This is a genomic window from Streptomyces sp. SID9727 (assembly GCF_010550605.1).
Lineage (GTDB): Bacteria > Actinomycetota > Actinomycetes > Streptomycetales > Streptomycetaceae > Streptomyces.
The window spans coordinates 17,297-43,031 of record NZ_JAAGNI010000378.1 but is presented as its reverse complement, the minus strand read 5'-3'; the positions used below and the strand labels follow the sequence as shown (position 1 = coordinate 43,031).

23 protein-coding genes and 1 pseudogene are annotated in these 25,735 nt (G+C 73.2%); 17 read left to right on the top strand and 7 right to left on the bottom strand.

Annotated elements, in window-relative coordinates; translation table 11 throughout:
* Positions 1-393 (top strand): annotated as a pseudogene (locus tag G3I41_RS37105) (ABC transporter ATP-binding protein); the annotation flags it as partial.
* Between the two features lie 21 nt (positions 394-414).
* Here the strand turns inward: G3I41_RS37105 and G3I41_RS26520 are convergent.
* Together G3I41_RS26520 and G3I41_RS26515 are read right to left on the bottom strand one after the other, a co-directional pair.
* Positions 415-2,547, bottom strand: a complete 2,133-nt coding sequence (locus G3I41_RS26520; protein WP_164402892.1) for a SpoIIE family protein phosphatase — start codon at positions 2,545-2,547, stop codon at positions 415-417.
* An 82-nt stretch (positions 2,548-2,629) separates the two neighbouring features.
* Positions 2,630-3,022 carry a nuclear transport factor 2 family protein gene (locus G3I41_RS26515; RefSeq protein ID WP_164402891.1) on the bottom strand — a complete coding sequence of 131 codons (393 nt, stop codon included), beginning with the start codon at positions 3,020-3,022 and terminating at the stop codon, positions 2,630-2,632.
* Between the two features lie 70 nt (positions 3,023-3,092).
* Between G3I41_RS26515 and G3I41_RS26510 the strand changes: the two genes are divergently transcribed.
* The 6 genes from G3I41_RS26510 (at position 3,093) to G3I41_RS26485 (ending at position 8,052) form a co-directional block, all read left to right on the top strand.
* The gene (locus tag G3I41_RS26510) at positions 3,093-3,701 is read left to right on the top strand and encodes a PadR family transcriptional regulator (RefSeq protein ID WP_164402890.1); all 609 of its coding nucleotides are present in this window, start codon (positions 3,093-3,095) and stop codon (positions 3,699-3,701) included.
* Positions 3,702-3,710: 9 nt separating this feature from the next.
* Entirely contained in the window at positions 3,711-4,412 is a 702-nt protein-coding gene (locus G3I41_RS26505; RefSeq protein WP_203601683.1) for an alpha/beta hydrolase, read from the top strand.
* 74 nt (positions 4,413-4,486) lie between these two features.
* Positions 4,487-5,164 carry an ABC transporter permease gene (locus tag G3I41_RS26500; protein WP_164402889.1) on the top strand — a complete coding sequence of 226 codons (678 nt, stop codon included), beginning with the start codon at positions 4,487-4,489 and terminating at the stop codon, positions 5,162-5,164.
* Entirely contained in the window at positions 5,161-5,847 is a 687-nt protein-coding gene (locus tag G3I41_RS26495; RefSeq protein ID WP_164402888.1) for an ABC transporter permease, read from the top strand. The genes G3I41_RS26500 and G3I41_RS26495 overlap by 4 nt, the downstream gene beginning before the upstream one ends.
* The gene (locus tag G3I41_RS26490; protein ID WP_164402887.1) at positions 5,844-6,815 is read left to right on the top strand and encodes an ABC transporter substrate-binding protein; all 972 of its coding nucleotides are present in this window, start codon (positions 5,844-5,846) and stop codon (positions 6,813-6,815) included. The genes G3I41_RS26495 and G3I41_RS26490 overlap by 4 nt, the downstream gene beginning before the upstream one ends.
* Positions 6,816-6,903: 88 nt before the next feature.
* Complete coding sequence (locus tag G3I41_RS26485) at positions 6,904-8,052, top strand: serine hydrolase domain-containing protein (protein ID WP_164402886.1); 1,149 nt, start codon at positions 6,904-6,906, stop codon at positions 8,050-8,052.
* Positions 8,053-8,072: 20 nt separating this feature from the next.
* Here the strand turns inward: G3I41_RS26485 and G3I41_RS26480 are convergent, their stop codons facing one another.
* Positions 8,073-9,236 carry a betaine/proline/choline family ABC transporter ATP-binding protein gene (locus G3I41_RS26480; protein ID WP_164402885.1) on the bottom strand — a complete coding sequence of 388 codons (1,164 nt, stop codon included), beginning with the start codon at positions 9,234-9,236 and terminating at the stop codon, positions 8,073-8,075.
* 105 nt (positions 9,237-9,341) lie between these two features.
* On the opposite strand from G3I41_RS26480, the gene G3I41_RS26475 reads away from it, so the two are divergent.
* Positions 9,342-10,637 (top strand): alpha/beta fold hydrolase, encoded by a 1,296-nt coding sequence (locus G3I41_RS26475; protein WP_164402884.1) that lies wholly within the window; start codon positions 9,342-9,344, stop codon positions 10,635-10,637.
* Positions 10,638-10,683: 46 nt separating this feature from the next.
* Here the strand turns inward: G3I41_RS26475 and G3I41_RS26470 are convergent, their stop codons facing one another.
* A complete protein-coding gene (locus G3I41_RS26470; protein ID WP_164402883.1) occupies positions 10,684-11,256 on the bottom strand; it encodes a rhodanese-like domain-containing protein in 573 nt (190 codons plus the stop codon).
* 140 nt (positions 11,257-11,396) lie between these two features.
* Here G3I41_RS26470 and G3I41_RS26465 point away from each other — a divergent pair, with 140 nt between their 5' ends.
* From G3I41_RS26465 to G3I41_RS26440, 6 genes are all read left to right on the top strand, one after another.
* Positions 11,397-12,128: a PIG-L deacetylase family protein gene (locus tag G3I41_RS26465; RefSeq protein WP_164402882.1), complete on the top strand. Its 732-nt coding sequence runs from the start codon at positions 11,397-11,399 to the stop codon at positions 12,126-12,128.
* Positions 12,129-12,271: 143 nt separating this feature from the next.
* Positions 12,272-14,935, top strand: a complete 2,664-nt coding sequence (locus G3I41_RS26460) for a beta-N-acetylglucosaminidase domain-containing protein (RefSeq protein WP_164402881.1) — start codon at positions 12,272-12,274, stop codon at positions 14,933-14,935.
* Between the two features lie 164 nt (positions 14,936-15,099).
* The gene (locus G3I41_RS26455) at positions 15,100-16,068 is read left to right on the top strand and encodes an NADPH:quinone oxidoreductase family protein (RefSeq protein WP_164402880.1); all 969 of its coding nucleotides are present in this window, start codon (positions 15,100-15,102) and stop codon (positions 16,066-16,068) included.
* The gene (locus G3I41_RS26450) at positions 16,065-17,252 is read left to right on the top strand and encodes an acyl-CoA dehydrogenase family protein (protein WP_164402879.1); all 1,188 of its coding nucleotides are present in this window, start codon (positions 16,065-16,067) and stop codon (positions 17,250-17,252) included. The genes G3I41_RS26455 and G3I41_RS26450 overlap by 4 nt, the downstream gene beginning before the upstream one ends.
* The gene (locus G3I41_RS26445) at positions 17,249-18,373 is read left to right on the top strand and encodes an acyl-CoA dehydrogenase family protein (protein WP_164402878.1); all 1,125 of its coding nucleotides are present in this window, start codon (positions 17,249-17,251) and stop codon (positions 18,371-18,373) included. The genes G3I41_RS26450 and G3I41_RS26445 overlap by 4 nt, the downstream gene beginning before the upstream one ends.
* Before the next feature lie 185 nt (positions 18,374-18,558).
* Positions 18,559-18,753 (top strand): hypothetical protein, encoded by a 195-nt coding sequence (locus G3I41_RS26440; RefSeq protein ID WP_164402877.1) that lies wholly within the window; start codon positions 18,559-18,561, stop codon positions 18,751-18,753.
* Between the two features lie 51 nt (positions 18,754-18,804).
* Here the strand turns inward: G3I41_RS26440 and G3I41_RS26435 are convergent, their stop codons facing one another.
* Positions 18,805-19,113, bottom strand: a complete 309-nt coding sequence (locus tag G3I41_RS26435; protein WP_164402896.1) for a hypothetical protein — start codon at positions 19,111-19,113, stop codon at positions 18,805-18,807.
* A gap of 201 nt (positions 19,114-19,314) precedes the next feature.
* On the opposite strand from G3I41_RS26435, the gene G3I41_RS26430 reads away from it, so the two are divergent.
* Positions 19,315-20,106: a PepSY domain-containing protein gene (locus tag G3I41_RS26430; RefSeq protein WP_164402876.1), complete on the top strand. Its 792-nt coding sequence runs from the start codon at positions 19,315-19,317 to the stop codon at positions 20,104-20,106.
* A 52-nt stretch (positions 20,107-20,158) separates the two neighbouring features.
* Here the strand turns inward: G3I41_RS26430 and G3I41_RS26425 are convergent, their stop codons facing one another.
* Positions 20,159-22,060 carry an ABC transporter ATP-binding protein gene (locus G3I41_RS26425; RefSeq protein WP_164402875.1) on the bottom strand — a complete coding sequence of 634 codons (1,902 nt, stop codon included), beginning with the start codon at positions 22,058-22,060 and terminating at the stop codon, positions 20,159-20,161.
* A 197-nt stretch (positions 22,061-22,257) separates the two neighbouring features.
* On the opposite strand from G3I41_RS26425, the gene G3I41_RS26420 reads away from it, so the two are divergent.
* Both G3I41_RS26420 and G3I41_RS26415 read left to right on the top strand, forming a co-directional pair.
* Positions 22,258-22,419: a hypothetical protein gene (locus G3I41_RS26420; RefSeq protein WP_164402861.1), complete on the top strand. Its 162-nt coding sequence runs from the start codon at positions 22,258-22,260 to the stop codon at positions 22,417-22,419.
* Between the two features lie 207 nt (positions 22,420-22,626).
* On the top strand, positions 22,627-24,462 hold the full coding sequence (locus tag G3I41_RS26415; RefSeq protein WP_164402895.1) for a SpoIIE family protein phosphatase: 1,836 nt from the start codon (positions 22,627-22,629) through the stop codon (positions 24,460-24,462).
* Positions 24,463-24,482: 20 nt separating this feature from the next.
* Here the strand turns inward: G3I41_RS26415 and G3I41_RS26410 are convergent, their stop codons facing one another.
* The gene (locus tag G3I41_RS26410) at positions 24,483-25,733 is read right to left on the bottom strand and encodes a threonine/serine exporter family protein (protein ID WP_164402874.1); all 1,251 of its coding nucleotides are present in this window, start codon (positions 25,731-25,733) and stop codon (positions 24,483-24,485) included.
* Positions 25,734-25,735 lie beyond the last annotated feature (2 nt).

Below are 25,735 nucleotides of genomic sequence, written 5' to 3'. Positions count from 1 at the left end.
CTCGCGCTGCTGGGCGCACTCGGGCTCCCGGCGGAAACGGCGGTGCGGCTCCCCGCCCGCCTGTCCGGCGGCGAACTCCGGCGCGCGGCCTCGGCCCGCGCGGTTCTCGCCCGCCCCCGGGTCCCGGTGTGCGACGAGATCACCTCCGGGCTCGATCCGCTCTCCCGGGACGGGGTTCTCGGCCTGCTCGGCGGGCTGCTGCGCTCGGGGCACCCCGGCGCGCTGGTCCTGATCACCCATGACCTGGGGAGCGCCGCCCGGGCCGACCCCATCGCCGTGATGGAGCACGGCCGGGTCGTGGAGGCGGGGCCTCCGGGGCGGGTGCTAGACGCCCCGGAGCACCCGTGCGTCCGGGAACCCGTGGCAGCGGACCGGTCGTCCGGTGCGGCCGGCCGACGTGTCCGGGGCGGCGTCTCAGCCGCCCGCGCTCCTCAGCGCCTCGATGAGGAGCAGCGCGATGTCGTCGCTGCCCGGTGTGACGTCCTTCGCGTACTGGACCAGGCGGTCGGCGACGGCCTCCATCGGGGAGCCGGTGTGCAGGCCGAACTGGTCGGCCAGCGCCGCCGTGGACCGGTCGAGATCGGTGCCCGGCACCTCCACGAGCCCGTCCGTGTACAGCGCGAGCGCGGCCCCCGGCGGCAGCGGGACCTCGGTCGTCGGGTAGCGGGCGTCCCGGTCGATGCCGAGCAGCAGACCGGGCGGCAGCCGCAGTACCTCCGTCTTCCCGCCGGGATGGCGCAGCAGCGGCGGCGGGTGGCCGGCCGTGGCCAGCAGGGCGCGGTGGCCCGCCAGGTCCAGGTGGACGTAGAGGCAGCTGGTGAACAGGTCGGCGTCGAGGTCGGCGAGCAGCCGGTTGGTGCGCGCCAGGACCTCGGCGGGCGGTGCGCCGGCGGAGGCGTGCACCGCCGTGCGTACCTGTCCCATGAGCGCGGCGGCCGTCACGTTGTGGCCCTGCACGTCGCCGATGGCCGCGGCGGCCGTGGTGGCGTCGAGCGGGATGACGTCGTAGAAGTCGCCGCCGATGCCCATGCCCCGGGTGGCGGGGAGATAGCGGGCGGCCACGTCGAGTCCGCCGATCCGGGGCAGGGTGTGGGGGAGCAGATGGGCCTGGAGGCTGTGGGCCAGCCGCTCCTTGGTGTCGTAGAGGCGGGCCCGGTCCAGCGCCTGGGCGATGAGCCCGGCGATCGAGGTGAGGAGCGCCCGCTCCTCCGGCTCGAAGGGGCGCGTGCGGTCGTATCCGAACACCAGGGTGCCGACCGGGCGCCCGGAGGCGAACAGGGGCAGGAACGCCCACGCGGCCAGGCCCTCCTGGAGCGAGGCGGGCGGGAAGGCGCGGCTGAATTCGTCAAAGGTCCGGTAGAAGGCGGGCACGCCGGTGCTGAGCACGTGCGCGACGGGGGCGCCGGACGTCAGGGGCGCGCCCTCGAAGCACTCCATCAGCTCGTCGCTGAAGCCCCGGTGCCCCTCGATGCGCAGCCGCCCCTCGGCCACGGTCAGCACGGCGAGCGCCTGGATGCGGAAGGCGGGCACCAGCTGTTCGGCGATCAGCTCGACCACGTCCTGGATGCCCACGGCCTCGGTCAGCGTCGCGGCCAGGTGCATCAGGTGGTAGAGGGCGACGGCGCGTCCCGGGGCGCTCGGCGAGGCGACGGCACCCGTGGCGGTGGGGAGCGCCGAGGCGTGCGGGCCGGTGACCGGGGTGATGTACACGCTGATGCCGGACGCGTCGGGGTAGAGGCGGAAGGACAGCCACTGGTCCGGAGGCCGCAGGGCGACGAAGGACATCGGTTCGCGGCTGATGATCGCGCCCCGGTACTGGTCCTCGAAGAGCGGATCGGCCATCCAGCGCAGCGACTCCCACGGCAGCGTCCCCACCAGGTCCTCGACGCGCCCCCCGACCAGGTCGGCACCGGTCTCCGTGAGGTAGGTGATCCTCCCGTTCATGTCGAGCGTGCAGCAGCCGCCCGGCAGCCGGCCCACGAAGTCCGCCGCGGCGACCGCCTCGGTGTGGGCGGGCGGCGGAGCGGTGACCGGGGGCAGCACCCGCGGGCCCGTGCCGGCGTCCACCGGGCGGCCCCCCTCCCGCGCCTCGCGGAGCACCCGCGCGGCGTCGCGGCAGCGGTGGCCGACCGCCGCACGCTCCTGCGGCGTCAGCTGCGCCGGGTGGGAGCCGGGCCACAGCAGGACGAGTCCGCCGTGCACCCCGGATTCGTCGGCGACGGGCGCGGCGGCCAGCGCGAACCGGTACGGCAGGACGAGCGCGGGGCGCGGATACCGCCTGGCCAGCTCCTCCTGACTGCCCAGCCACACCAGATGCCCGTCCTTCACCGCGTCGGACACCGGCATCGGTGCGGAGAGCGGCACCCGGAGCCAGGGATCCGCGATCTCCGCCGGAATGCCGGCGAGCACGGCCAGCCGGAGCGTCGAACCGCCGGGCGGCAGCAGGTAGAGCATCGCCACGGCGGCGCCCGTCTCCCGCACAGCACACGTCACCGCCGCGTCCAGCCGCTCTTCCGCCGATTCCATGGCGGATCCGACATTGCCCATAAACGGACAATACGCCCACGCCTCGTGCCGGACACCGCGATGGCGCCCGGCCCGACGCGCTTCCCGCCGCCCGCCCGGCCGGTCAGCCCGCCGCCGCTTCCCGGCTGATCCGCTCGAACCGTGCCCCCATCTCCGCGGCCAGCGCCTGGGCGGCCGACAAGGGGCGGACCATCACCACGAGGTCGTCGATCAGGCCCTCGTCATTCAGGTGCAGGAAGTCGCAACCGGTGATCTCCCGGTCGCCGACCTTCGCGGTGAAGACGAGTGCGTGGTCCCGCCCGTCGGGGCTCGCCATCTCCCGTACGTAGCGGAAGTCCCCGAACACCTCCGAGACGGCCCGCAGGATCGCGGCCGTGACCGGTTTTCCCGCGTAGGGCTTGAACGCCACCGGGCTGGTGAAGACGACGTCATCGGCCAGTGCGGCCTCGGCCGCCGCCAGGTCGTGCGCCTCGACCGCCTCGCGGAAAGCGAGCATCCCAGCCTCCATAGTCAATTTGTTGAATAGGTGCGAACGACATTAATCACATGGGTGCTAGCGTGTCCAGATGTCCCTCAAGTACGCGGTCCTGGCAGCCTTGCTCGAAGGCGAGGCGTCCGGATACGACCTGGCGAAGGTCTTCGACGTGTCGGTGGCGAACTTCTGGTCGGCCACCCCCCAGCAGCTCTACCGGGACCTGGACCGGCTCGCCGAGGACGGTCTGATCGAGGCGCGTGTGGTCGAGCAGGTGCGCCGGCCGAACAAGCGGCTCTTCACGCTGACACAGGCCGGCCGCGACACGCTCGGCGCGTTCACCGCCGAGGCGCCCCGGCCCACGGCGATCCGGGACGAACTGCTCGTGATGATCCAGGCCGTGGACGTGGGCGACCCCGGCGCGGTACGCGCCTCGGTCGAGGAGCGCATGGAGTGGGCGCGCGCCAAGCTCGCCCGCTACGAACGGCTTCGCCTGCGCCTGCTCGACGGCCGCGACGAGGCGGCGTTCCTCGCGGAGACCGACCGGGTCGGCCCCTATCTCACCCTGATGCGCGGCCGGTCCTTCGAGGAGGAGAACCTGTGCTGGTGCGGGCGCGTGCTGGAGGTCCTGGAACTCCGTTCGCACGCCCGGACGATGGGCGGCGCGACGCGGTCCGAAGACGTTGTCGGACCTCACCGCTAGGGTCCGGCCATGACTGATTTCGTACTGGTGGCAGGTGCCTGGCTGGACGAGTCCGCGTGGGACGAGGTGGTGCCGGCGCTTCGCGCGGCCGGACACGGCGCCCACCCGCTGACCCTGTCCGGACTCGGCGGGAAGCGGGAGCGGCCGGTCGGCCGGCAGACCCATGTGACCGACATCGTCGCGGAAGTGGAACGCCTGGACCTGCGCGACGTCGTCCTGGTCGGCCACAGCTACTCCGGAATCCCGGTGGGACAGGCCGCCGAGCGTCTGGGCGACCGGACGGCCCGAGTCGTCTTCGTGGACGCCTCCGTCCCCGCCGACGGCGAGTCGTTCGTCTCCGCGTGGTGGCAGGGGCCGGCCGCGCTCCAGGGGCAGCTCGACGCGAACGGCGGCCTCTGGGCCGTACCGGAAGCCGATGAGTTCGAGGACCAGGAGCTGACCGGCGAGCAGATCGCACGGTTCCGGAAGGGCGCGACGCCCCACCCCGGCGCCGCCCTGGCCGATCCGGCCGTCCTGGACCGCCCGCTCGCCGAGCTGCCGGCGACGTACGTCAAGTGCCTCCTCGACGGACCGGAGCCGGGCGAGGACGTGGCCCGGCTGCTGACGAGCGAGCGGTGGGAGCTGATCACCATGGACACCGGCCACTGGCCGATGTTCTCCCGCCCGGACGAACTGGCCGCCGTTCTCGACAAGGCCGCCGCCGCCTCCTGACCCGTGGGCGCGGCGGCCCCCCGATCGGACGGCCCGGACGCGCGCGTCCCGGCCGTGCGGGCTGCAATGGACGGGTGACCGCGCCCCCCGACGACTGCCTCGCGCGCAATGACTGGGTCTGCGGCGCCTACCTCAGCACCCGGCGCCACATCCTCTGGGAAGCGGCGTTGCAACATGTGCAGCTCACCGCGGTGTCCGTGCTCATCGGCCTCGTCCTCGCCCTGCCGCTCGCCCTCGCCGCCCGCCGCTGGCACTGGGCCGCCGGGCCCGTGCTCGGCGTGACGACGATCCTGTACACGATCCCGTCGCTCGCCATGTTCTCGCTGCTGCTGCCGGTGTACGGACTCTCCGCCTCGCTCGTCGTCGCCGGACTCGTCCTGTACTCGCTGACCCTGCTCGTACGCAACATCCTCGCCGGGCTGCGCGCCGTACCCGAGGACACCCGGCAGGCCGCCCGCGGCATGGGCTACGGCCCCGTACGGCTGCTCGTCGCGGTGGAACTCCCGCTCGCCCTGCCCGCCGCCATGGCCGGGCTGCGCATCGCGACCGTCTCCGCGGTCTCCCTGGTCACCATCGGCGCCATCGTCGGCTACGGCGGCCTCGGCAACCTCATCTACGCCGGGATGAACACCTACTTCAAGGCCCAGGTGCTCACCGCGTCCGTCCTCTGCGTCGTCATCGCGGTCGCCGCCGACCTGCTCCTCCTGCTGCTGCAACGCCTGCTCACCCCGTGGACGAGGAGCCGGTCGTGAACACCCTGGCGGACGCCTGGTCCTGGCTCACCACCACCGCGCACTGGCACGGCCAGGACGGCATCTGGGCCCGGCTCGGCCAGCACCTCTACCTCACCGTCGTCTGCCTTCTGGTCAGCTGTCTCATCGCGCTGCCCGTCGCCCTGTTTCTCGGCCACATCGGCAAGGGCGGCGCGCTCGCCGTCAACATCTCCAACGTCGGGCGCGCCGTGCCCACCTTCGCCGTCCTGGTGCTCCTCCTGCTCACCCCGGTCGGCCGCTGGGGGGAGGGCCCGACCATCGTGGCGCTCGTCCTGTTCGCCGTGCCCCCGCTGCTCACCAACGCCTACGTCGGCATGCGCGAGGTCGACCAGGACGTCGTCCGGGCCGCCCGGGGCATGGGCATGACGGGCCGCCAACTGCTCCTCCAGGTCGAGGTGCCACTCGCCCTGCCCCTCATCCTCACCGGAGTGCGCATCGCCGCCGTCCAGCTCGTCGCCACGGCCACCATCGCGGCCCTCGCGGGCGGCGGAGGGCTCGGGCGCATCATCACCGCCGGGTTCAACCTCGCCTCCACCCCGCAGGTGGTCGCCGGAGCGGTCCTGGTCGCCGCGTTCGCTCTGGTCGTCGAGGGGGTCTTCGAGGCGGCCCAGCGGTTCGCACCGCGGCGGTTCGGGCTGCGCGCGGCGGAGGAGCCCGCGTGAGGGCCGGAGCCCGCCTCCGGACGGGCCGCCCGCTCGCCGCGCTCCTGCTGCTGGCGGCCACCGCCTGCACCACCGGCCCGACGCTGGAGAACCAGGGCGCGGTCACCGCCCCGCCCGGCGACAGCAAGCACCTGACCATCGGCTCAGCCGGGTTCACCGAGAGCGACCTCCTCGCCCAGATGTACGCCCTGCTGCTGGACCGCGCCGGATACTCCACCAAGATCATCTCCGTCACCAACCGGGAGATCTACGAACCCGCCCTCGAGAACGGCCAGATCGACGTGGTCCCCGAATACGCGGCCACCTTCGCCGACTGGCTCAATGCCAAGGAGCACGGCGCCGACGCCGCCCCCGTCGGCTCGCCCGACCTCGCCGCCACCATGAAGGCCCTGCGCGCCCTGGCCGCACCGCGCGGGCTCACCGTCCTCGACCCCGGAAGGGCCGTCGACCAGAACGCCTTCGCCGTCACCGCCGCCTACGCCCGCGAGCACCACCTGAAGACGCTCGGCGACCTCGGCCGCTCGGGACTGCCCGTACGCCTCGCGGCCGGCGACGAGTGCGTCCAGCGCCCGTACTGCGCGCCCGGCCTCAAGAAGACGTACGGCATCGACATCACCGCCGTCGACCCCAAGGGCGTCGGCACCACGCAGGCCAAGCAAGCCGTGCAGAGCGGCCGCGACCAGATGGTGCTGACCACCACCACCGACGCCACGCTGGACGACTTCGGTCTCGTCCTCCTCGCCGACGACAAGCACCTGCAGAACGCCGACTACCTCGTCCCCGTCGTCAACCGGGCCCGCGCCGGCGGCGAAGGCGTGCGCAAGGCCCTCGGCAAGCTGAACACCGTCCTCACCACCGCAGACCTGGCCCGGCTCAACGAACAGGTGGACAGCCGGCGACGGCTCCCCGAGGACGTGGCCCGCGCCTATCTGCGCTCCGAGCACCTGCTCCCCGGCGAGAAGGACTGAGACCGCGGAGCCGCCCGGCGTGGACCGATGAATCCGCGCCGCCGCACCGGTCAGTATGTCGACACCACCCACCGGAGAAGGCGGAGCGATGAGCACCCTGCGCGAAGTACTCGACCAACAGGTCCGCGACGGATCGGTCCCCGGCGCCGTGGGCCTCGTGGCGCGCGGCGGTCACGCGGACGTGGTGGCGGCGGGCGGCGCGGGCACGGACGACGGCGCGCCGATGGCCCGGGACTCGGTCTTCCGGATCGCCTCGCTCACCAAGCCGGTCACGGCCGCCGCGGCCATGATGCTGGTCGAGGACGGGCGGATCGCGCTGGCCGACCCGGTCGCCCCCTGGCTGCCCGAGCTGGCGGCACCCGTCGTCGTGCGCACCCCGGACGGCCCGGCGGACGACGTGGTCCCGGCGTCCCGCCCCATCACCCTCCTCGACCTCATGACGTCGCGCGCCGGGTACGGATTCCCGTCCGACTTCTCGCTGCCCGCCGTCCGCCTCCTCTTCGGCGAGCTGAAGCAGGGCTCGCCGCTGCAGCGCGGCGTCCTTCCCCCGGACGCCTGGATGGAGACGCTCGCGCGCATCCCACTGCTCTCCCAGCCGGGCCAGGAGTGGCTGTACAACACCTGCTCCGACATCCTGGGCGTGCTCATCGCCCGGGTCGCCGGGCAGTCGCTGCCGGAGTTCCTCGCCGAGCGGATCTTCGCCCCGCTCGGCATGAGGGACACCGGCTTCGCGGTCCCGGCGGACAAGCTCGGCCGCTTCACCGCGCTGTACAGGCCCACCGCGGACGGCGGGCTGGAGCTGATCGACACCCCGGCCGGGCAGTGGAGCGGCATGCCGGACTTCCCGTCCGGCGCCGGCGGCCTGGTCTCCACCGCGGACGACCTGTACGCCTTCGCCCGCATGCTGCTCGACGAGGGCACAGTAGGCGGCAAGAGCCTGCTGACGTCCGCATCGGTGCGGCAGATGACGACGGACCACCTGACCCCCGCGCAGCGCGAGGCGAGCGGGCTGTTCACCGAGGGACAGGGCTGGGGCTTCGGCGGCTCGGTGGACATCGACAGGACCGCCCCGTGGAACGTGCCGGGACGCTACGGCTGGGTCGGCGGCACCGGCACCACGGCGCACATCGTCCCGGCCACGGGCACAGTCGCGATCATGCTCACCCAGGTGGAACTGACCGGCCCCACTCCGCCGCGGTCGATGCGCGACTTCTGGCAGTACGCCGCGGCCGCCTGACCGGCCACCGGGGCGCGTCCTCAGGCATCCGCCACCGAGTCGAACCCCACCTCGTCGCGCCCCACGCCCTGCGCGTCCGCGTCCACCGAACGCCGCAGGGCCTCGTGGAGCTTCGCCGGGGTCAGCACCCCGAGGAACCGCGCCCCGTCCAGGACCGCGATCCACCCCGCGTCCCGCTGGAGCATCTCGCTGAACGCCCGCTTCAACGGCGCGCCCACCGGCACCCAGGCGTCCATCCGGCGGGCCAGCTCGCCCACCGTGCCCTGGTCCCCGGCGATCCGCAGCGCGTCCGCCGCCACCCAGCCGTGCAGCTCGCCCGCCCCGTTCAGCACGACCGCCCAGCGCGCGCCGGCCGCGCCGAGGCGGGCCGCCGCCACCCCCGCCGGTTCGTCCAGGCGGGCCACCGGCGGCTGCTCCAGGTCGGCCGGTTCGATCGCGGTGACCGACAGCCGCTTCAGCCCCCGGTCAGCGCCGACGAACTCCGCCACGTACGGGGTCGCGGGCGCGCCGAGCACCGCGGCCGGGGTGTCGAACTGCTCGATGCGCCCCTGCCCGTACACCGCGATCCGGTCACCCATCCGCACCGCCTCCTCGATGTCGTGGGTGACCATCAGAACCGTCTTCCTCACCCTCGACTGGAGCTTGAGGAATTCGTTCTGCAGCCGCTCGCGCACCACCGGGTCCACCGCGCCGAACGGCTCGTCCATCAGGAGCACCGGCGGGTCGGCGGCGAGGGCCCGCGCCACGCCGACGCGCTGGCGCTGGCCACCGGAGAGCTGCGCGGGGTAGCGGGAGCCGTACACCGACGGGTCGAGGCCCACCAGATCCAGCAGCTCGGCCGCCCGCTCCCGGGCCCTGGAGCGCTTCCAGCCGACGAGCGCCGGCACGGTCGCGGTGTTGTCGAGGACCGTCCGGTGCGGGAAGAGCCCCACCTGCTGGATGACGTAGCCGATGCCCCGCCGCAGCTTCACCGGGTCGGTCGTCATGATGTCCCTGCCGTCCACCAGGATGCGGCCCGAGGTGGGTTCGATCAGCCGGTTCACCATCATCATCGTGGTCGTCTTGCCGCAGCCCGAAGGGCCCACCAGGGTGACCAGTTCTCCCTCGGCGACCTCGAACGACAGCGCGTCCACCGCGGTCGTGCCGTCCGGATAGACCTTGCCGACCTGCTCGAACCGGATCATGAGAGCACCGTAGGAGTCCGGTGTCCAAGCCGCACACGGGCCGCGACCGTCCGGGGCACACCGGTGTGCTGAACTGTCCGGGAACCGTCCGATCCAGGAGCACCCTTGAACAGCTACCGGCAGCCCGGCCTCGTCCTCACCGATCACCGCTTCGCCGTCCCGCTCGACCACGCCGACCCCGGCGGTGAGCAGATCGAGGTCTTCGGCCGGGAAGTGGTGGCCGCGTCCAAGGCCGGCCAGGAGCTGCCCTGGCTGCTGTATCTGGAGGGCGGTCCCGGCTTCGGTGCCCGGCGCTTCACCGGCGCGGAGGCATGGCTCGGGCGGGCGGTGCGGGAGTTCCGGGTGCTCCTGCTCGACCAGCGCGGTACCGGTCTGTCCACCCCGGCCAACCGGCAGACCCTGCCGCTGCGGGGCGGGCCGCGCGAGCAGGCCGACTACCTCGGCCACTTCCGCGCGGACAGCATCGTGCGGGACTGCGAGTTCATCCGCCGGAGGCTGACCGACGGCGCGCCCTGGACCGTTCTCGGCCAGTCCTTCGGCGGCTTCTGCGCCGTCCGCTACCTCTCGGCCGCCCCCGAGGGTCTGAACACCGTCCTGATCACCGGCGGTCTGCCGTCCCTCGACGCCCACGCGGACGACGTCTACCGGGCCGCGTACCCCCGCGTCGAACGCAAGGTCGCCGCGCACTACGCCCGCTACCCGCAGGACGTCGAACGCGCCCGGGAGATCACCGCTCACCTCGCGGAGCACCGCCCCGAGAGCGCCGGGCACCGGCTGACGCCCGAGAGCTTCCAGTCCCTCGGCATCATGCTCGGCGGCGGCAGCGGCAGCCACCAGCTGCACTACCTCCTGGAGAACGCCTTCGTCCGCACCCCGCACGGCACCGAGCTCTCCGACACCTTCCAGGAGGCGATGCGCGCGGCGACCTCCTTCGCCGGACACCCCCTGTACGCCCTCATGCACGAGGCCATCTACGGCCAGGGCGGGCGCCCCACGGACTGGGCCGCCGAGCGGGTACGGGCCGAGTTCCCGCGGTTCGACGCTGCGGCAGCCCTCGCGGGCGACGGACCGGTCCTGTTCACGGGCGAGTCCATCCACCCGTGGCACTTCGAGGTGGACCCCGCACTGCGCCCGCTGCGCGAGGCCGCCGAGCTCCTCGCCGCCCGCGCCGACTGGGAGCCGCTGTACGACCCCGAGCGCCTGGCCGCCAACGAGGTCCCGGTGGCCGCCGCCGTCTACCACGACGACATGTACGTGGACACCGCCCACGCGCTGCGCACCGCCGCCGCGATCCGGGGGCTGCGCACCTGGGTGACCGACGAGTTCGAGCACGACGGGCTGCGCGCGGGCGGACCCCGGGTACTGGACCGGCTGCTCGCGCTGGTCCGCGACGAGGTCTGACGCACACCGTCCGGGGCCGGCCGCAGGGGACCGGCCCCGCGAGGTCTCAGCCCTGGAGGGCGTCCAGCGTCGCGTTCAGGCTCGGTGCCGAGCGGGGCGCGCGGTTGTGCGGGAGCTTCGACAGCGCCGCCGCCATTCCGCAGGTGTTGGTGACGGCGGAGAAGACGAGGCCGGAGCCGACACCGGCGGACAGCCAGCGCGCGGCGGGGTACCTGACGCCCGCCAGCAGCCCGGCCACCACGAGCGAGCCGGCCGCCAGCCGGACCTGGCGCTCCATCGGCCAGGTGGCCCGCGCGCCCGCGGGGCGCTCCAGGCCGTGGCCCTCGCTCTCCCAGGCGGAGGTGCCGCCGCTGAGCGTCGCCGCGTCGATGTCGGCCGCGGACAGGATGCCGCAGGCACGCGTGGAGCGGTTGCCCGAGGCGCAGACCATGAGCAGCGCGCCGCGGGCGGAGGCGGACTTGAGCGCGGGCAGCGCCTCGTCGAGCCGGTCGAGGGGTATGTTCAGCGCCCCCGGTACGTGCCCCGCCGCGAACTCACCGGGTGCGCGTACGTCGATCACGGTGAACTCCGTGAGCCGGGCGGCCGCCTGGGCGGGGGAGAGGGATACGGGGCTGGTCACGAGCTGTGTTCCTTTCGTTCACCGGGGTACGGGACAGATCTCGCTCTCTCCTGCCCCGGACGGCCAAGGATACCCCCCTGGGTATCGAAGTCCGTCGTGTCACGGGTCTCACCCCCCGCCTTGCCGGTTAGCCTGCGGATATGACCGAGCAGCTGAAGCCCATGCCCGAGGACTGGCGGCGCGCGCTCGCCGTGGTCGCCCACCCCGACGACCTGGAGTACGGCTGTGCGGCGGCGGTGGCCGGCTGGACCGATGCCGGACGCGAGGTCACGTATCTCCTCGCGACCAGGGGTGAGGCCGGTATCGACACCCTCGAACCGGAGGAGTGCGGACCCCTGCGCGAGCGGGAGCAGCGGGCGAGCGCGGCGGTCGTCGGCGTCTCCCGCGTCGAGTTCCTGGACCACCGGGACGGCGTGGTCGAGTACGGCGTCCCGCTCCGCCGGGACATCGCGGCGGCCATCCGCCGGTACCGTCCCGAGTTGGTGATCACGCTCAACCATCGTGACACCTGGGGCGGTGTCGCATGGAACACGCCCGACCACCGCGCCGTCGGCCGCGCCACGCTCGACGCCGCGGCCGACGCGGGCAACCGCTGGATCTTCCCGGAGCTGGGGGAGCGGGGCCTCGACCCGTGGGACGGGGTGCGCTGGGTGGCTGTGGCCGGATCGTCCACGCCCACCCACGCGGTGGACGCGACCGCGGGCCTGGAGCGGTCCGTGCGGTCCCTCCTGGCCCACCGCACGTACATCGAAGTCCTCACGGACGAGGACCCCGAGACCTACTGCCGCACCTTCCTCGCCGGCAACGCCGAGGCCGCCGCCGAACGCTTCGGCGGGCGCCCCGCGGTCCCGTTCGAGCTCTTCGCCCGGTAGTCGCACAGGGGGGCAGCCGGCCGCAAAACCGCAGGTCCACGCATTGATGTTGTCCAGACCATTGACATGTAAGCGCCAGGATGTTGAATTCAGTCACGTTGTGTTGCGCGACTCTGGTGACTTGAGTGACCAATGGAGGATCTGTGACGCCTCGCCCGCCCCGCATCACCGCACTCACCGCCGCGGCGGCCCTGCTCGCAGGCGGCCTGCTGGCCGCCGGACCGCCCGCGCGGGCGGCCGGCGCCCCGCCCGCACCGGCCAAGGCCCAGGACGTACCCACCATCACCCCGACCCCGCAGTCGGCCGAGCCCCGCCCGGACCGGGTGGTCGTCACCCCCACCGTCACCCTCATCGCCGGCGGGACGGCCGACGGGCCCGCGCTCGACGTGGTGGAGACCGCCCTCCGCGAGGCGGGCGCCCGGCACGTCGTCCGTGCGAAACGCCCCGCCCCCGGCAGACTCACCGTGTACGCCGGTGACGCCGCCGCCCTCGCCGCGCAGAAGCTCGACGGGCCCGCCGCACTGCCCGCCGAGGGGTACGTCCTCGGGATCGGCGCCGGCCGGATCGTCCTCGCCGGCAAGGACACCACCGGCACCTACTACGCGGCGCAGACCCTGCGCCAGGTCCTGCCGCACAGCAAGCATCCGGGCGGCAAGGTCGCCGGACTCGCCGTGCGCGACTGGCCCGGCACCGCGCTGCGCGGCGTCATCGAGGGCTTCTACGGCACCCCCTGGTCGCACGAGGCCCGCCTCGACCAGCTCGACTACTACGGCGAGCACAAGATGAACATCTACGTGTACTCGCCCAAGGACGACGACTACCTCCGGACCAAGTGGCGCGACCCCTACCCCGCCGACCGGCTGGCCGAGATCAAGGACCTCGCCGGCCGGGCGGCCCTGCGGCACGTCGAGTTCACCTACGCCCTCTCACCCGGCCTCTCGGTGTGCTACAGCTCCGACGCGGACGTGAAGGCGCTCGTCGACAAGTTCCAGACGATGTGGGACATCGGCGTCCGCACCTTCGCGGTGCCGCTGGACGACATCAGCTACACCAACTGGAACTGCGACGCCGACAAGGCGAAGTGGGGGACCGGCGGCGGCGCGGCCGGCGCCGCCCAGGCCCATCTGCTCAACCGGGTCAACCGGGAGTTCATCGCCACCCATCCCGGCGCCCAGCCGCTCCAGATGGTCCCGACCGAGTACTACAACGTCAGCGCGTCGGCGTACAAGACGGCCCTGTCCGCACAGCTCGACCCCGATGTGCTGGTCGAGTGGACCGGGGTCGGCGTCGTCGCCCCCACCATGACGGTCGCTCAGGCGGAAGCCGCCCGGAAGGTGTTCGGGCACCCGATCCTGACCTGGGACAACTACCCGGTCAACGACTACGCCACCGACCGGCTGCTGCTCGGCCCCTTCAACGGCCGCGAGAAGGGGCTGCCCGGGCGGCTCGCCGGCATCACCGCCAACCCGATGATCCAGCCGTACGCGTCGAAGCTCTCGCTGTACACCGTCGCGGACTACGCCTGGAACGACGCCGCGTACGACCCGCGCGACTCCTGGGGCAAGGGCATCGAGGAGTACGCGGGCGGCGACGCCCGGACCGCGAAGGCGCTGCGGGCCTTCGCTGACGTCAACTACAGCTCCGCGCTCAACACCGCCAAGGCGCCCGAGCTGTCCGCCGCCTTCGCGCGCTACTGGGAGTCCGGGGACGCGGGGCGGCTCGACTCCGTCCTGGCCTCGCTGGGCGCGGCCCCCGCCCGGCTGCGCGCGGCCCTGCCCGACCGGGGCTTCATCGCCGACTCCGGCCCCTGGCTGGACGCCACCGAGTCCTGGGCGACCGCCACACGAACCGCCCTGCGCATGGTCGAGGCCGCCCGCGCCGGGAAGGGCGCCCAGGCGTGGGAGCTCCGGCAGCAGCTGCCCGCACTGGTGGAGCGCGCCGCCTCGTTCACGTACACCGGGCTCGACGGGCGCAAGGTGCCGGTGCTGGTCGGCGACGGGCAGCTGGACGGGTTCACCGACGCCGCCACCGCCGAGTACGACCGGCTGCTCGGTGTGAGCGGCAGGCCCACGGCCTCGACCAGCCTGGGCACGTACCAGAGCAACACCGTCGCCCGGATGCTCGACGGCGACGACTCCACGTACTTCTGGAGCGACGGGGCGCCCGCGGCCGGGGACCAGCTGACCGTCGACCTCGGCGAGTCCCGGACCATCGGCTCCGTCACGCTCGCCATGGCCAAGCCGGGCAGCGCCGACGACTACCTCCACGAGGGCGTCCTGGAGTACTCGGCGGACGGCGGGAGCTGGCAGAAGCTGACGGACTTCTCCGGCAGGCCCGACGTCACGGCGGCCCCGCCCGCCGGGACGAAGGCGCGCTACGTGCGGGCCCGGGCGACCGCCGGGCAGAGCAGCTGGGTCGTCGTCCGCGAGTTCCGGGTGGCGACCACGGACGGCGCGGTCACCGGCAACCCGCCCGCCGCCACCGGCTCCTCGCTGCGTGCGGCGGCCGACGGCGACCCGGGCACCGTGTACCGGGGCGCGCGAGCGGCCGGGAACGGCGAGTCGCTGGAGGTGGACCTCGTCGCCGCTCGGCCGGTCGGCTCGGTGACGGTGCTGCGGCCGTCCGGCTCCGAGGGCACGGCCGACGTCCAGCTGCGTACGGCGGACGGCGACTGGCACACCGTGGGCGCGCTGACCGGCGCCTACACCGCCCTCGACACCGCGGGGCGCACCGCCGACGCGGTACGCCTGGCCTGGCGGGGCGGAACGACGGCGCCGCAGGTCGCCGAGGTGGTCGTGGGCAAGTAGCCCTCGCGTACGGCCGTGCGCCCGGCGCCCCGCACTCCTCGCGGCGGGACCGGGCGCACGGCCCTGTCCGGGACCGTTGTCCGCAAGCTGTTCCCACAGAGGCAAGCGACCGCTTAGTATGCGGCGGAGCAGTGGTAATGCCGACAGTGTTGTGGAGGCCCCTCATGCAGGCATGGCGAGTGCACCGGAACGGCGAGCCGAGCGAGGTGATGCGGCTGGAGGAGACGGACCGGCCGGTGCCCGGCGACGGGCAGGTGAGCGTCGAGGTGCTCGCGGCGAACATCAACTTCCCGGACGCGCTGCTCTGCCGGGGCCAGTACCAGGTACGGCCTCCGCTGCCGTTCACCCCGGGCGTCGAGATCTGCGGCCGCACCGAGGACGGGCGCCGGGTGCTCGCCACCCCCGCCCTGCCGCACGGCGGCCTCGCCCCATACGTCGTCGCCGACGAGGCGGCCCTGCTGGACGCCCCGGACTCCCTGGACGACGCGGAGGCCGCGGCGCTGCACATCGGGTACCAGACCGGCTGGTTCGGGCTCCACCGGCGCGCCCGGCTGCGGGCGGGGGAGACCCTCCTCGTGCACGCCGCCGCGGGTGGGGTCGGCAGCGCCGCCGTCCAGCTCGGCAAGGCCGCCGGCGCCACCGTCATCGGGGTCGTCGGCGGAGCCGAGAAGGCGAAGACCGCCGCCGCGCTCGGCTGCGACCTGGTCATCGACCGGCGCACCGAGGACATCGTCGCGGCGGTCAAGGAGTTCACCGGCGGCCGGGGCGCCGACGTCGTCTACGACCCGGTCGGCGGGGACGCCTACGCCAAGTCCGTGAAGTGCATCGCCTTCGAGGGGCGCGTCGTCGTCGTCGGCTTCGCCTCCGGCACGATTCCCACCCCCGCCCTCAACCACGCCCTCGTGAAGAACTACTCCGTTCTCGGCCTCCACTGGGGCCTCTACAACACCAAGGACCCGCAGGCCGTACGCGACTGCCACCGGGAGCTGACCCGGCTCGCCGCCGAGGGCGCCATCAAGCCGCTGATCAGCGAGCGGGTCGCGATGGACGAGGCGGCGGCCGCCGTCCAGCGCGTCGCCGACGGCACCAGCACCGGCCGCATCGTCGTCCTCCCGTCAGGAGCCGCCCGATGACCGCACCCGACGCCGCCGAACTGCGCCGCCGCACCCGCGAACTGCTCGCCGCGCACCCTCCGGCGGCCACCGAGCGCACCGACTTCCTCAAGGCGCGCTTCGACGCCGGTCTCGCCTGGGTGCACTACCCGGCAGGGCTCGGCGGCCTGGACGCCCCGCGCTCCCTCCAGCCCGTGGTCGACGCCGAACTCGCCGCCGCCCACGCCCCCGACAACGACCCGCGCCGCATCGGCATCGGCCTCGGCATGGCCGCCCCGACCATCCTCGGCTTCGGCACAGACGAACAGAAGCAGCGGTTCCTGCGGCCCCTGTGGGTGGGCGAAGAGGTCTGGTGCCAGCTCTTCAGCGAACCCGGCGCGGGATCCGACCTCGCCGCCCTCGGCACGCGCGCCGTGCGCGACGGCGAGGACTGGGTGGTGGACGGACAGAAGGTGTGGACCTCCAGTGCCCACCTCGCCCGCTGGGCGATCCTCATCGCCCGCACCGACCCCGACGCGCCCAAGCACCGCGGCATCAGCTACTTCATCTGCGACATGACCGATCCCGGCGTCGAGGTCCGGCCGCTCCGTCAGATCACCGGCGAGGCCGAGTTCAACGAGGTCTTCCTCACCGGCGTGCGCATTCCCGACAGCCACCGGCTGGGGCCCGTCGGCGAGGGCTGGAAGGTCGCCCAGACCACCCTCATGAACGAACGCGTCTCCATCGGTGGCTCGCGCATCCCCCGCGAGGGCGGCATGATCGGCCCGGTCGCCAGGACCTGGCGCGAACGCCCCGAGCTGCGCACCCACGACCTGCACCAGCGCCTGCTCACCCTGTGGGTGGAGGCGGAGGTCGCGCGGCTCACCGGTGAGCGCCTGCGCCAGCAGCTCGTCGCGGGCCAGCCCGGCCCCGAGGGCTCCGGGATGAAGCTCGCCTTCGCCCGGCTCAACCAGGAGATCAGCGGCCTCGAAGTGGAACTCCTCGGCGACGAGGGCCTGCTGTACGGCGACTGGACCATGCGGCGGCCCGAGCTGGTCGACTTCACCGGCCGCGACGCCGGCTACCGCTACCTCCGCTCCAAGGGCAACTCGATCGAGGGCGGAACGAGCGAGGTACTGCTCAACATCGTCGCCGAGCGCGTACTCGGTCTCCCCTCCGAGCCCCGCAACGACAAGGACGTCGCCTGGAAGGACCTCTCCCGATGACCGCGAAGAACGAAGCCGGCCAGGCACCCGACCTCCTGTACTCCGAGGCCGAGGAGGACCTGCGCGCCGCGGTCCGCTCCCTGCTCGCGGACCGGGCCGACGCGCCGTCGGTGATCGCCCGCACCGAGTCCGGCACGCCGTACGACCCGCAGCTGTGGAAGGCGCTCGCCACCGGCATCGGCGCCGCCGGGCTTCTCGTACCCGAGGAGCTGGGCGGCCAGGGGGCCACGCACCGCGAGGCCGCCGTCGTCCTGGAGGAGGTGGGCCGCAGCGTCGCGCCCGCGCCGTTCCTGACCAGCTCCGTCGTCGCCACCGAGACGTTGCTGGCGCTCGGCGCGCAGGACGGGCCGGCCGCGGAACTCCTGGCGGGGCTCGTCGAGGGGCGGCAGGTCGCGGTCCTGGCCGCGCCGTTCGCGGCTGCTTCGACAGGCGCGGAGGCCTCGGTGGTGGACGGATCACTGGACGGGACGCTGGGCCCCGTCGCCGACGCGGCCGTCGCCGACGTGCTCCTGGTCCCCACCGCCGACGGGCTCTTCGCCGTCCCCACGGACGCGCCCGGGGTACGGGTCGAACCGCTCGTCGCGCTCGACCTCACCCGCCCGCTCGCCACCGTCACGCTCGACGGCGCGGTCGGCACCCGCCTCGCGGACACCGGAGAGGGAAGGCGCGCGGTGGACCGGGGACTGCTGGCCGGTGCCGGGCTGCTCGCGTCCGAACAGCTGGGACTCGCCGAGTGGTGCCTCACCGAGACGGTGCGACACACCCGGGAGCGCCACCAGTTCAACCGGCCCATCGGCTCGTTCCAGGCGCTCAAACACCGCATGGCGCAGCTCTGGCTGGAGGTCGTCTCGGCCCGGGCCGCCGCGCGGAACGCGGCCGACGCGCTGGCCACGGGCAGTCCCGACACGCCGCTGGCCGTGGCCGTCGCGCAGGCGTACTGCTCGAAGGTCGCGGTCCATGCCGCCGAGGAGTGCGTGCAGTTGCACGGCGGGATCGGGATGACGTGGGAGCACCCCGCGCACCTCTACCTGAAGCGGGCCAAGGCCGACGCGACCGCCTACGGCTCGGCGGGGCGCCACCGGGACACCGTCGCCGCGCTCATGGAACTGCCGGCGCCCTGAAATCTCTCCCGCAGGGGGCGGGGGGAGACCCGCGCCCCCTGCGGGTCTCCCCTCTTCCCCGCCCCGGTGGCCTCGACCCAAGACCTACCCGTTTGGCGGACACGCCGATACGCCGGACGTCCCGCGCCCTGCGCCACACTGACGCGAATGCCGCACATCGGGCGCGGCGGCGGAGGAGGTTGGCCATGGCAGTCTCGATCTCAGTGGTGCTGCTCCTGCTGATTCTCGCGGTGGTGTTCCTCCGCCACGGCGGAATGAAGCTCTCGCACGCGCTGGTGTGCGGCATGCTCGGATTCCTCCTCGCGGGCACCAGCATGGCCCCCACGATCCAGGACGGCATCACCGCGACCGCCGACGTCGTCAGCGGCATCAGGCCCTGACCGCACGCGCGACATGTCCCGTCGACCGGTCCCGTACCCGTGCGGTCCCGGTCATTCCGAGCCCGCGGCCTGCTCCGGGCCCGGTTGCGGTACGGGAACCGTCGCCGCCGAACCCCGCCGGACCGCCTCGACGGCGGCCGCGTGCAGGGCGCGGCTCGCTTCCTCCGACGGACAGGGCACGGGGCTGCCCGCCATGGTGAACCAGTCGGCCGCATCGGTGTACTGCACGGTGATCTGTGCCGTGCCCTCGGCCCAAGTGGTGTGGATGGTGAGGTCACCGGACAGCGGCCCGACCTCATCGGTGAGCACGCCGCCGTGCCCCGAATACACTCCGCGTGTTGTCCAGGACGCCCAGGTCATGCCTTCAGGCTCGCACCGATGCGGCCGGATCGCGACCCGCGTCACCAGGGAATTCGTACTGTCGTCGCATCTTCGCCCGGCGTACACGAAATCCCCCCGATCCCCGGCGACACGCGGGGGCGGGGCGGGATGGCGGTCGATCGGGTGACACTGCCCGGTCATTCCACATGCCGGAGCCGCGCGGCGGTTAAGCATGCGGGCATGACATGTGACTCCCGCTCCAAGAACACCGGATTCCTCCGTGCCCACCGCGTGCGCGCCGCCGGCGTCGTCTGCGTCGTGGTCACCGCCGCCCTGCTGACCGGCTGCGGCCAGGACAGCGGCAGCACCTCCGCGAGCACGAAGACCTCGGAGGCGGCCCGCGCCGTGCCCGAGGCCACGAAGAGTCCGTCCCCCAGCGCCTCCCCGGGTCAGATGACCGAGGACCAGAAGGAACGCAAGGAGCTGATCTCCGCCACCAAGGTCACCTACGACAAGGCCATCACCACGGCCGAGGGCGAGGTCAAGGGCAGCAAGCTCGTCGACCTCGAACTCAAGAGCGCCGAGGACGCGGCCGACGACGACGAGAGTCCCAGCCCCTCGCCCACGGGCAGCCCCTCGCCGACCGGCAGTCCTTCGCCGACGGGCACCGCGGCGGCCGGCGCCCCGCAGTGGGTCGCCACCGTCGCCGCCACGACCGGGACCAAGCACAAGGTCCACATCGACGCCGTCTCCGGCAAGGTCGTCAGCTCGTCCGAGGAAAGCGACCAGAGCACCTCGGACAAGGCCAAGACGGCCAAGCGGATCACCCAGGCGAAGCAGACCGCGCAGCAGGCGGCGAAGGCCGCCACCGCGAAGCAGCAGGGGACGGTGACCGCCCTCGAACTGGACGACGACGACGAGGGCACCCTCGTCTGGAAGACCGACGTCGTGACCAAGGACTGGAAGAAGACCACCTTCGACATCGACGCGTCCAACGGCTCGGTCACCCACCAGGAGACCGACAACGACTGACAGCCCCCCCGCTCCGAACGCCCCCGGTCCGCACGGACCGGGGGCGTTCGTGTCAGGCCGACCCCACGGGCTCCTGCTGATCGCCCGCAGCGTCCGGCGAGGCGAACTGCGTCTGGTACAGCTCCTCGTACCGGCCCCCCGCCTCCAGCAGCGCGGTGTGCGTACCCCGTTCCACCACCCGGCCCTCCTCCACGACCAGGATGAGATCGGCGGCCCGTACCGTCGAGAGCCGGTGCGCGATCACCAGGGCGGTGCGCCCCTCCAGGGCCTCGGCCAGGGCCTCCTGCACGACCGCCTCGGACGTGGAGTCGAGGTGCGCGGTCGCCTCGTCCAGGATGACCACCCGCTGCCGGGCCAGGAGCAGCCGGGCGATCGTCAGCCGCTGCCGCTCACCGCCGGAGAGCCGGTAACCGCGCTCGCCCACGACGGTGTCGAGCCCGTCGGGCAGCGACGCCACCAGACCGTCGAGCCGGGAGCGCCGCAGCGCGTCCCAGATCTCGTCCTCGGTGGCACCGGGCCTGGCCAGCAGGAGGTTGGCGCGCACCGAATCGTGGAAGAGGTGCCCGTCCTGGGTGACCATGCCGAGCGTTTCACGAACCGATGCGGCGGTGAGATCGCGCACGTCGACGCCGTTCAGCCGTACGGCTCCCTCGTCGGTGTCGTAGAGCCGGGGCAGCAGCTGGGCGATGGTCGACTTGCCCGCGCCCGAGGAGCCCACCAGCGCGACCATGTGGCCGGGCTCGGCCCGGAACGAGACGTCGTGCAGCACCCGCGTGCCGCCCCGGGAGTCCAGCGTCGCGACCTCCTCCAGCGAGGCCAGCGACACCTTGTCGGCGGACGGGTAGCCGAAGGAGACCCCGTCGAACTCCACGGACACCGGCCCCTCGGGCACCGTACGGGCGTCCGGCTTCTCGGCGATCAGCGGCTTCAGGTCCAGGATCTCGAAGACCCGCTCGAAGCTCACCAGCGCGCTCATCACCTCGACCCGGGCGCCCGCCAGCGCCGTCAGCGGGGCGTAGAGCCGGGTGAGCAGCAGCGCCAGCGTCACGACCGCGCCCGGCTCCAGGCTGCCGTGCAGCGCGTAGTAGCCGCCCAGCCCGTAGACGAGGGCCAGGGCCAGCGCGGACACCAGGGTCAGCGCCGTGATGAACGTGGACTGCGCCATCGCCGTACGAATGCCGATGTCCCGTACCCGGCCGGCCCGCGCCGCGAACTCGGCGGACTCGTCGGCGGGCCGGCCGAAGAGCTTCACCAGGGTCGCGCCCGGCGCCGAGAACCGCTCGGTCATCTGGGTGCTCATCGCCGCGTTGTGCGCCGCCGCCTCGCGTTGCATGCGCGCCATCCGCGAACCCATCCGCCGGGCCGGTACGACGAAGACCGGCAGCAGCACCAGTGCGAGCAGCGTGATCTGCCAGGAGATCGTCAGCATCACCGCGAGCGTCAGCACCAGGGTCACCACATTGGAGACCACTCCCGACAGGGTGTTGCTGAACGCCCGCTGCGCGCCGATCACGTCGTTGTTGAGCCGGCTCACCAGCGCCCCCGTCCGGGTCCGGGTGAAGAAGGCGACCGGCATCCGCTGCACATGGTCGAAGACCGCCGTGCGCAGATCCAGGATCAGCCCCTCGCCCAGCGTGGCCGACAGCAGCCGGGTCAGCAGCCCGAGCCCCGCCTCCGCCACGGCGATCACGGCGATCACCAGGGCGAGACGGACGACCGTGCCGCTCTCCTTGCCCTGCACGATCGCGTCGACCACCCGGCCCGCGAGCATCGGCGTCGCCACGGCCAGCAGCGCGGAGACCACGCTGAGCAGCAGGAACCGGTAGAGCTGGCGCCGGCGCGGACGGGCGAACGAGGCGATCCGGCGCACGGTGGCCCGGGAGAAGGGACGGCGGTCCGCTTGCGCGTTGATCGCGCTGTGCAGCGACGACCACGCGGTGACTTCCATGCTCATACGGGTGCCTCCGGGGCAGGACGGGTCGGTACGGCCCCGGCGGGGTACCGACCGGGGTGTGAGGAGAACGCTAGAAGCTCAAGCGAACTTGAGGTCAAACTTCCGGGGCCCGTGCGGGCCCGGCGTCGGACCTGCGTAGAATCGGCCCCTGTTTCCGGCCGGACCACGGCAGACACGACCGATTGAGGCAGTTCGACGTGAGTTTCACAGACAGTACCGACGCACCGATCTACGCCGGTCTCGTGGAGGAGCACGGGGATGTACCGGCCGAGGTGCGCCGGGTGGCTGAAGAGACCATGCGGGAGGCCGACCGGGCCATCGACTTCAGCGATATCCGCAGGTCACCGGCGTACCGCTAACCCACGAACCGTCCCGGCCAGGGCTTACGTCCGAGCGCTTCCCGACCCGCCGGAGATCCCGGCCGTCCCGCGCGGACGGTCCGGCCCGCACCACTGGTCCGGCACACTCCGGCGGCGGCGCGGAAACGTCTCGCCCTGCGGACCCGGCTCTCCCGGCGGAGCATGGAACGAACAGCCGCCGACGACATCGGGACGAAGGGAAGCCGGATGGGTGGTGAACGGCATGAGCCACCGACCGACGCGTTCGAGGCCGAGCTGGGCCAGATCGAGGCGCTGAACCGGATGCAGGCGCCGGGCCCCGACACGGCGCTCCCCCCGGGGCCCGACAGCGCGACCCGGGGCGACGGAACGCCGGAAGAGGCCAGACGCCGCGACTCCCTGCTGCTCTCCGCCGGACACGCGGTCGCCGCCGCCGACACGCTCGACGAGGCCCTGAGGCTCGCCGCCGGCCTGTACGCCCCCGACTTCCCGCTGGACGGCCAGTGCGTCTTCGGCAGCGCCGAGGGCAACCTCACCGCGATCGGCCAGTACGGGTTCCGGCCCGGCGGCCCGGGCCGGGGGTTCCGTATGCCCATGAACACCGGCTACCCGGCCGCCGAGGTGGCCAGGACCGGGCGCGCCGTCTACCTGGGCTCCCAGCAGGAGTACCGCCGCCGATTCCCGGCGACCTGGCACCTGTCCGCGCGCAAGGGCCGTGAGGCGTGGGCGTTCCTGCCCCTGGTCACCGCCGGCCGGGTCGTCGGGGTCTGGCTGGCCGCCTTCCGGACCCCCCTCGACTTCACGGCGAGCGAGCGTGCCCTGCTCACCGTCACCGGACGCATGATCGCCCAGGTCCTCGAACGGGCCCGGGCCAGCCGCGCCGAGCTGGAACTCTCCCGGGGCCTGCGCCGCAGCATGCACACCGCCGGCGCGGCCCTGACCGGGCTCAGCGTCGCCACCCGTTACGTGCCGACCGGCGGCGGCCTCATGGTCGGCGGTGACTGGTACGACACCATCGACCTGCCGAACGGCCGGATGGCCGTCGTCATGGGCGACGTCCAGGGACACGACGTGCACGCCGCGGGGCTCATGGCCCAGCTGCGTACCGCCGTGCACGCCTACGCGGCCGAGGGGCACGGGCCCGACGCCGTCCTGGCACGCGCCTCCCGCTTCCTGACCACCCTGGACGAGGACCGCTTCGCGACCTGCCTCTACATCGAGGCCGACCCGTCCACCGGTGACCTGCTCATCGCCCGCGCGGGCCACCCGCATCCCGTCCTGCGCATGCCGGACGGCACGTGTGTCCTCAAACACGTGAGCGGCGGGCTGCCGCTCGGACTGATGCCCGGCGAGGAGGACTACCCCGTCGACGTCGTGCGCCTGCACGAGGGCGAGATCCTCATGCTGTGCACCGACGGGTTCATCGAGAACGGCGGCCACGACATGTACACCGGCTGGGTGCGGGTGCGCGACGCGTTCTCGCCCGGTCCCGCCGACGACCTGGAGGGCATGGCCGACCGGCTCATGGCGGCCGTCGTCGACCCCGGCCCCGGCGCCAGGGAGGAAGCCGTCGCCCGCGACGGTGACGACATCGCGCTCCTGCTGCTGCGCCGCGACGCCATCCACGCCCGCGCGGAGGTCAGCCAGCGCCGCCTGATGCTCACCGTCGGCCAGGACCAGGGCGAGGGCCTGGCCGAGGCCCGCGCCGAGCTCAAGGCGCTGCTGCACGACTGGGCGCGCCCGGACCAGATCGACACCGCCGTGCTCCTGGCGACCGAACTCCTCGGCAACGTCCTCGTGCACACCGACCAGGACGGCGCCCTCAACGCCACGCTGTCCGGCGAGACCGGCGCACGCCGGCTGCTGGTCGAGGTGATGGACCGCGGCGACGAGCTGCCCCACCAGCGCACCCCGGGCGAACTCGCTTCCTCGGGCCGCGGCCTGCTCCTGCTGGACATCCTCGCCGACCAGTGGGGCGTACGGCCCGAGCCGGAGGGGAAGACCGCCTGGTTCGCGTTGAACGAGGCCGCCCCGGCCGACGGCGGGGACTTGCCGAACATCTGAGACCTGCCGAGCGCCCCGTGTCAGGTTCCGGCGCCCGGCCGCTGCGCCAGCACCGCACCCAGGAGCAGCCCGGTGCCGATCGCGGTCACGAGGGTCACCAGTTCCGTGAGGTCGCGGAAGCCCTCGATCGCGTAGCCGCCCGCCAGCGCCGTCAGCCCGCGCATCCCGAGCGAGCCCACCGTCAGGGTGAAGAATCCCGGCAGCACCAGGACCAGACGGGGCGGGCCGCCCGGCCGGCGCGCCAGCCAGGTCGTGACCGCACCGAGTACGACCGCCGCCGTGAACGTGCCGCCCACGTCGCCGACCAGGCGTGTGAAGCCCGTCTGCACGCCCACCGTCAGATACACGAGCACCAGGAGCATGCCCAGCAGCCGGGCGGGTACGGCGAAGGCCAGCAGGGCCCCCGCGGTGAAGACGATCCAGCTCGCGAAGAGCGCCCAGCGCGGCAGGTCCGCCCCGGCCGCCACGTCGAACAGGTCCTGGCGCGGGCGGCCGGTGATGACCAGACCCAGGACCACGCCCACATAGAGCTGGACCAGGAGCGCCACCGCGTAGACCAGGCGCACGGCGCCGGTCGTGAGGTACCCGGCGGCCAGTTCGGCAGCCGCCGCGCTGAGGTAGTCACCGGGTACGAAGAAGAAGAGCGCCGGAAGCATCAGCAGCACGGGGCCGCCGTGCGCGGGGGAACGGGCGAACAGTTCCAGGGCGAGCAACGAGACGGTCACCGCCGCGACCAGCGGCAGCACCATCGCCAGCCGGGGCATCCGGTCCGCCGCGACGGCCAGGCACGCGGCGACCGCGGCGAGGACCGCCGTGCTCCCCACCTCGTACCAGGTCGGCTGCATCAGCGGCGCGAAGCCCACCGAGAACAGCACCACCCCCAGAAGCTTCGCCCACCAGGGGTACGGGGGAGCGGCGCGGGTGATCGCGGTGAGGCGGACGCCGGCCCTCCGCACATCCAGCCGGCCCGCCGCCACCTCCTCCAGGAGCGGCTTGAGCGCCACCACCCGGTCCATCCGGAAGACCTCGGGGAACGCGCGCACCACGATGGCCGTGCGGCGGCCGTGCGAGGTCACGGCGACCGTGGCGGTGTCGGGCAGCACCGCCACCGATGCGGCGCCGCCGAGACCCCGGGCCGCCGAGGTGACGGAGCGTTCGACCTGCTCCGCTCCCTCGCCGCTGGTCGAGAGCAGGAGCCGGGTCAGCCCGTCGAGGAAGCCGACGAGGGCGTCGTGCTCGTCCTCGTGCTCCGCTTCCGGCCCGGCCTTCACCT

What these genes read in the sequence shown, in the direction of transcription:
- G3I41_RS26510 (WP_164402890.1), top strand. Translation starts at nt 3,093, where the DNA reads ATGTCCCTCAAGTACGCGGTCCTGGCAGCCTTGCTCGAAGGCGAGGCG.
- G3I41_RS26450 (WP_164402879.1), top strand. Translation starts at nt 16,065, where the DNA reads ATGACCGCACCCGACGCCGCCGAACTGCGCCGCCGCACCCGCGAACTG.
- G3I41_RS26435 (WP_164402896.1), bottom strand. Translation starts at nt 19,113, where the DNA reads ATGACCTGGGCGTCCTGGACAACACGCGGAGTGTATTCGGGGCACGGC.
- G3I41_RS26465 (WP_164402882.1), top strand. Translation starts at nt 11,397, where the DNA reads ATGACCGAGCAGCTGAAGCCCATGCCCGAGGACTGGCGGCGCGCGCTC.
- G3I41_RS26440 (WP_164402877.1), top strand. Translation starts at nt 18,559, where the DNA reads ATGGCAGTCTCGATCTCAGTGGTGCTGCTCCTGCTGATTCTCGCGGTG.
- G3I41_RS26485 (WP_164402886.1), top strand. Translation starts at nt 6,904, where the DNA reads ATGAGCACCCTGCGCGAAGTACTCGACCAACAGGTCCGCGACGGATCG.
- G3I41_RS26480 (WP_164402885.1), bottom strand. Translation starts at nt 9,236, where the DNA reads ATGATCCGGTTCGAGCAGGTCGGCAAGGTCTATCCGGACGGCACGACC.
- G3I41_RS26520 (WP_164402892.1), bottom strand. Translation starts at nt 2,547, where the DNA reads ATGGGCAATGTCGGATCCGCCATGGAATCGGCGGAAGAGCGGCTGGAC.
- G3I41_RS26505 (WP_203601683.1), top strand. Translation starts at nt 3,711, where the DNA reads ATGACTGATTTCGTACTGGTGGCAGGTGCCTGGCTGGACGAGTCCGCG.
- G3I41_RS26515 (WP_164402891.1), bottom strand. Translation starts at nt 3,022, where the DNA reads ATGCTCGCTTTCCGCGAGGCGGTCGAGGCGCACGACCTGGCGGCGGCC.
- G3I41_RS26425 (WP_164402875.1), bottom strand. Translation starts at nt 22,060, where the DNA reads ATGAGCATGGAAGTCACCGCGTGGTCGTCGCTGCACAGCGCGATCAAC.
- G3I41_RS26445 (WP_164402878.1), top strand. Translation starts at nt 17,249, where the DNA reads ATGACCGCGAAGAACGAAGCCGGCCAGGCACCCGACCTCCTGTACTCC.
- G3I41_RS26415 (WP_164402895.1), top strand. Translation starts at nt 22,627, where the DNA reads ATGGGTGGTGAACGGCATGAGCCACCGACCGACGCGTTCGAGGCCGAG.
- G3I41_RS26455 (WP_164402880.1), top strand. Translation starts at nt 15,100, where the DNA reads ATGCAGGCATGGCGAGTGCACCGGAACGGCGAGCCGAGCGAGGTGATG.
- G3I41_RS26430 (WP_164402876.1), top strand. Translation starts at nt 19,315, where the DNA reads ATGACATGTGACTCCCGCTCCAAGAACACCGGATTCCTCCGTGCCCAC.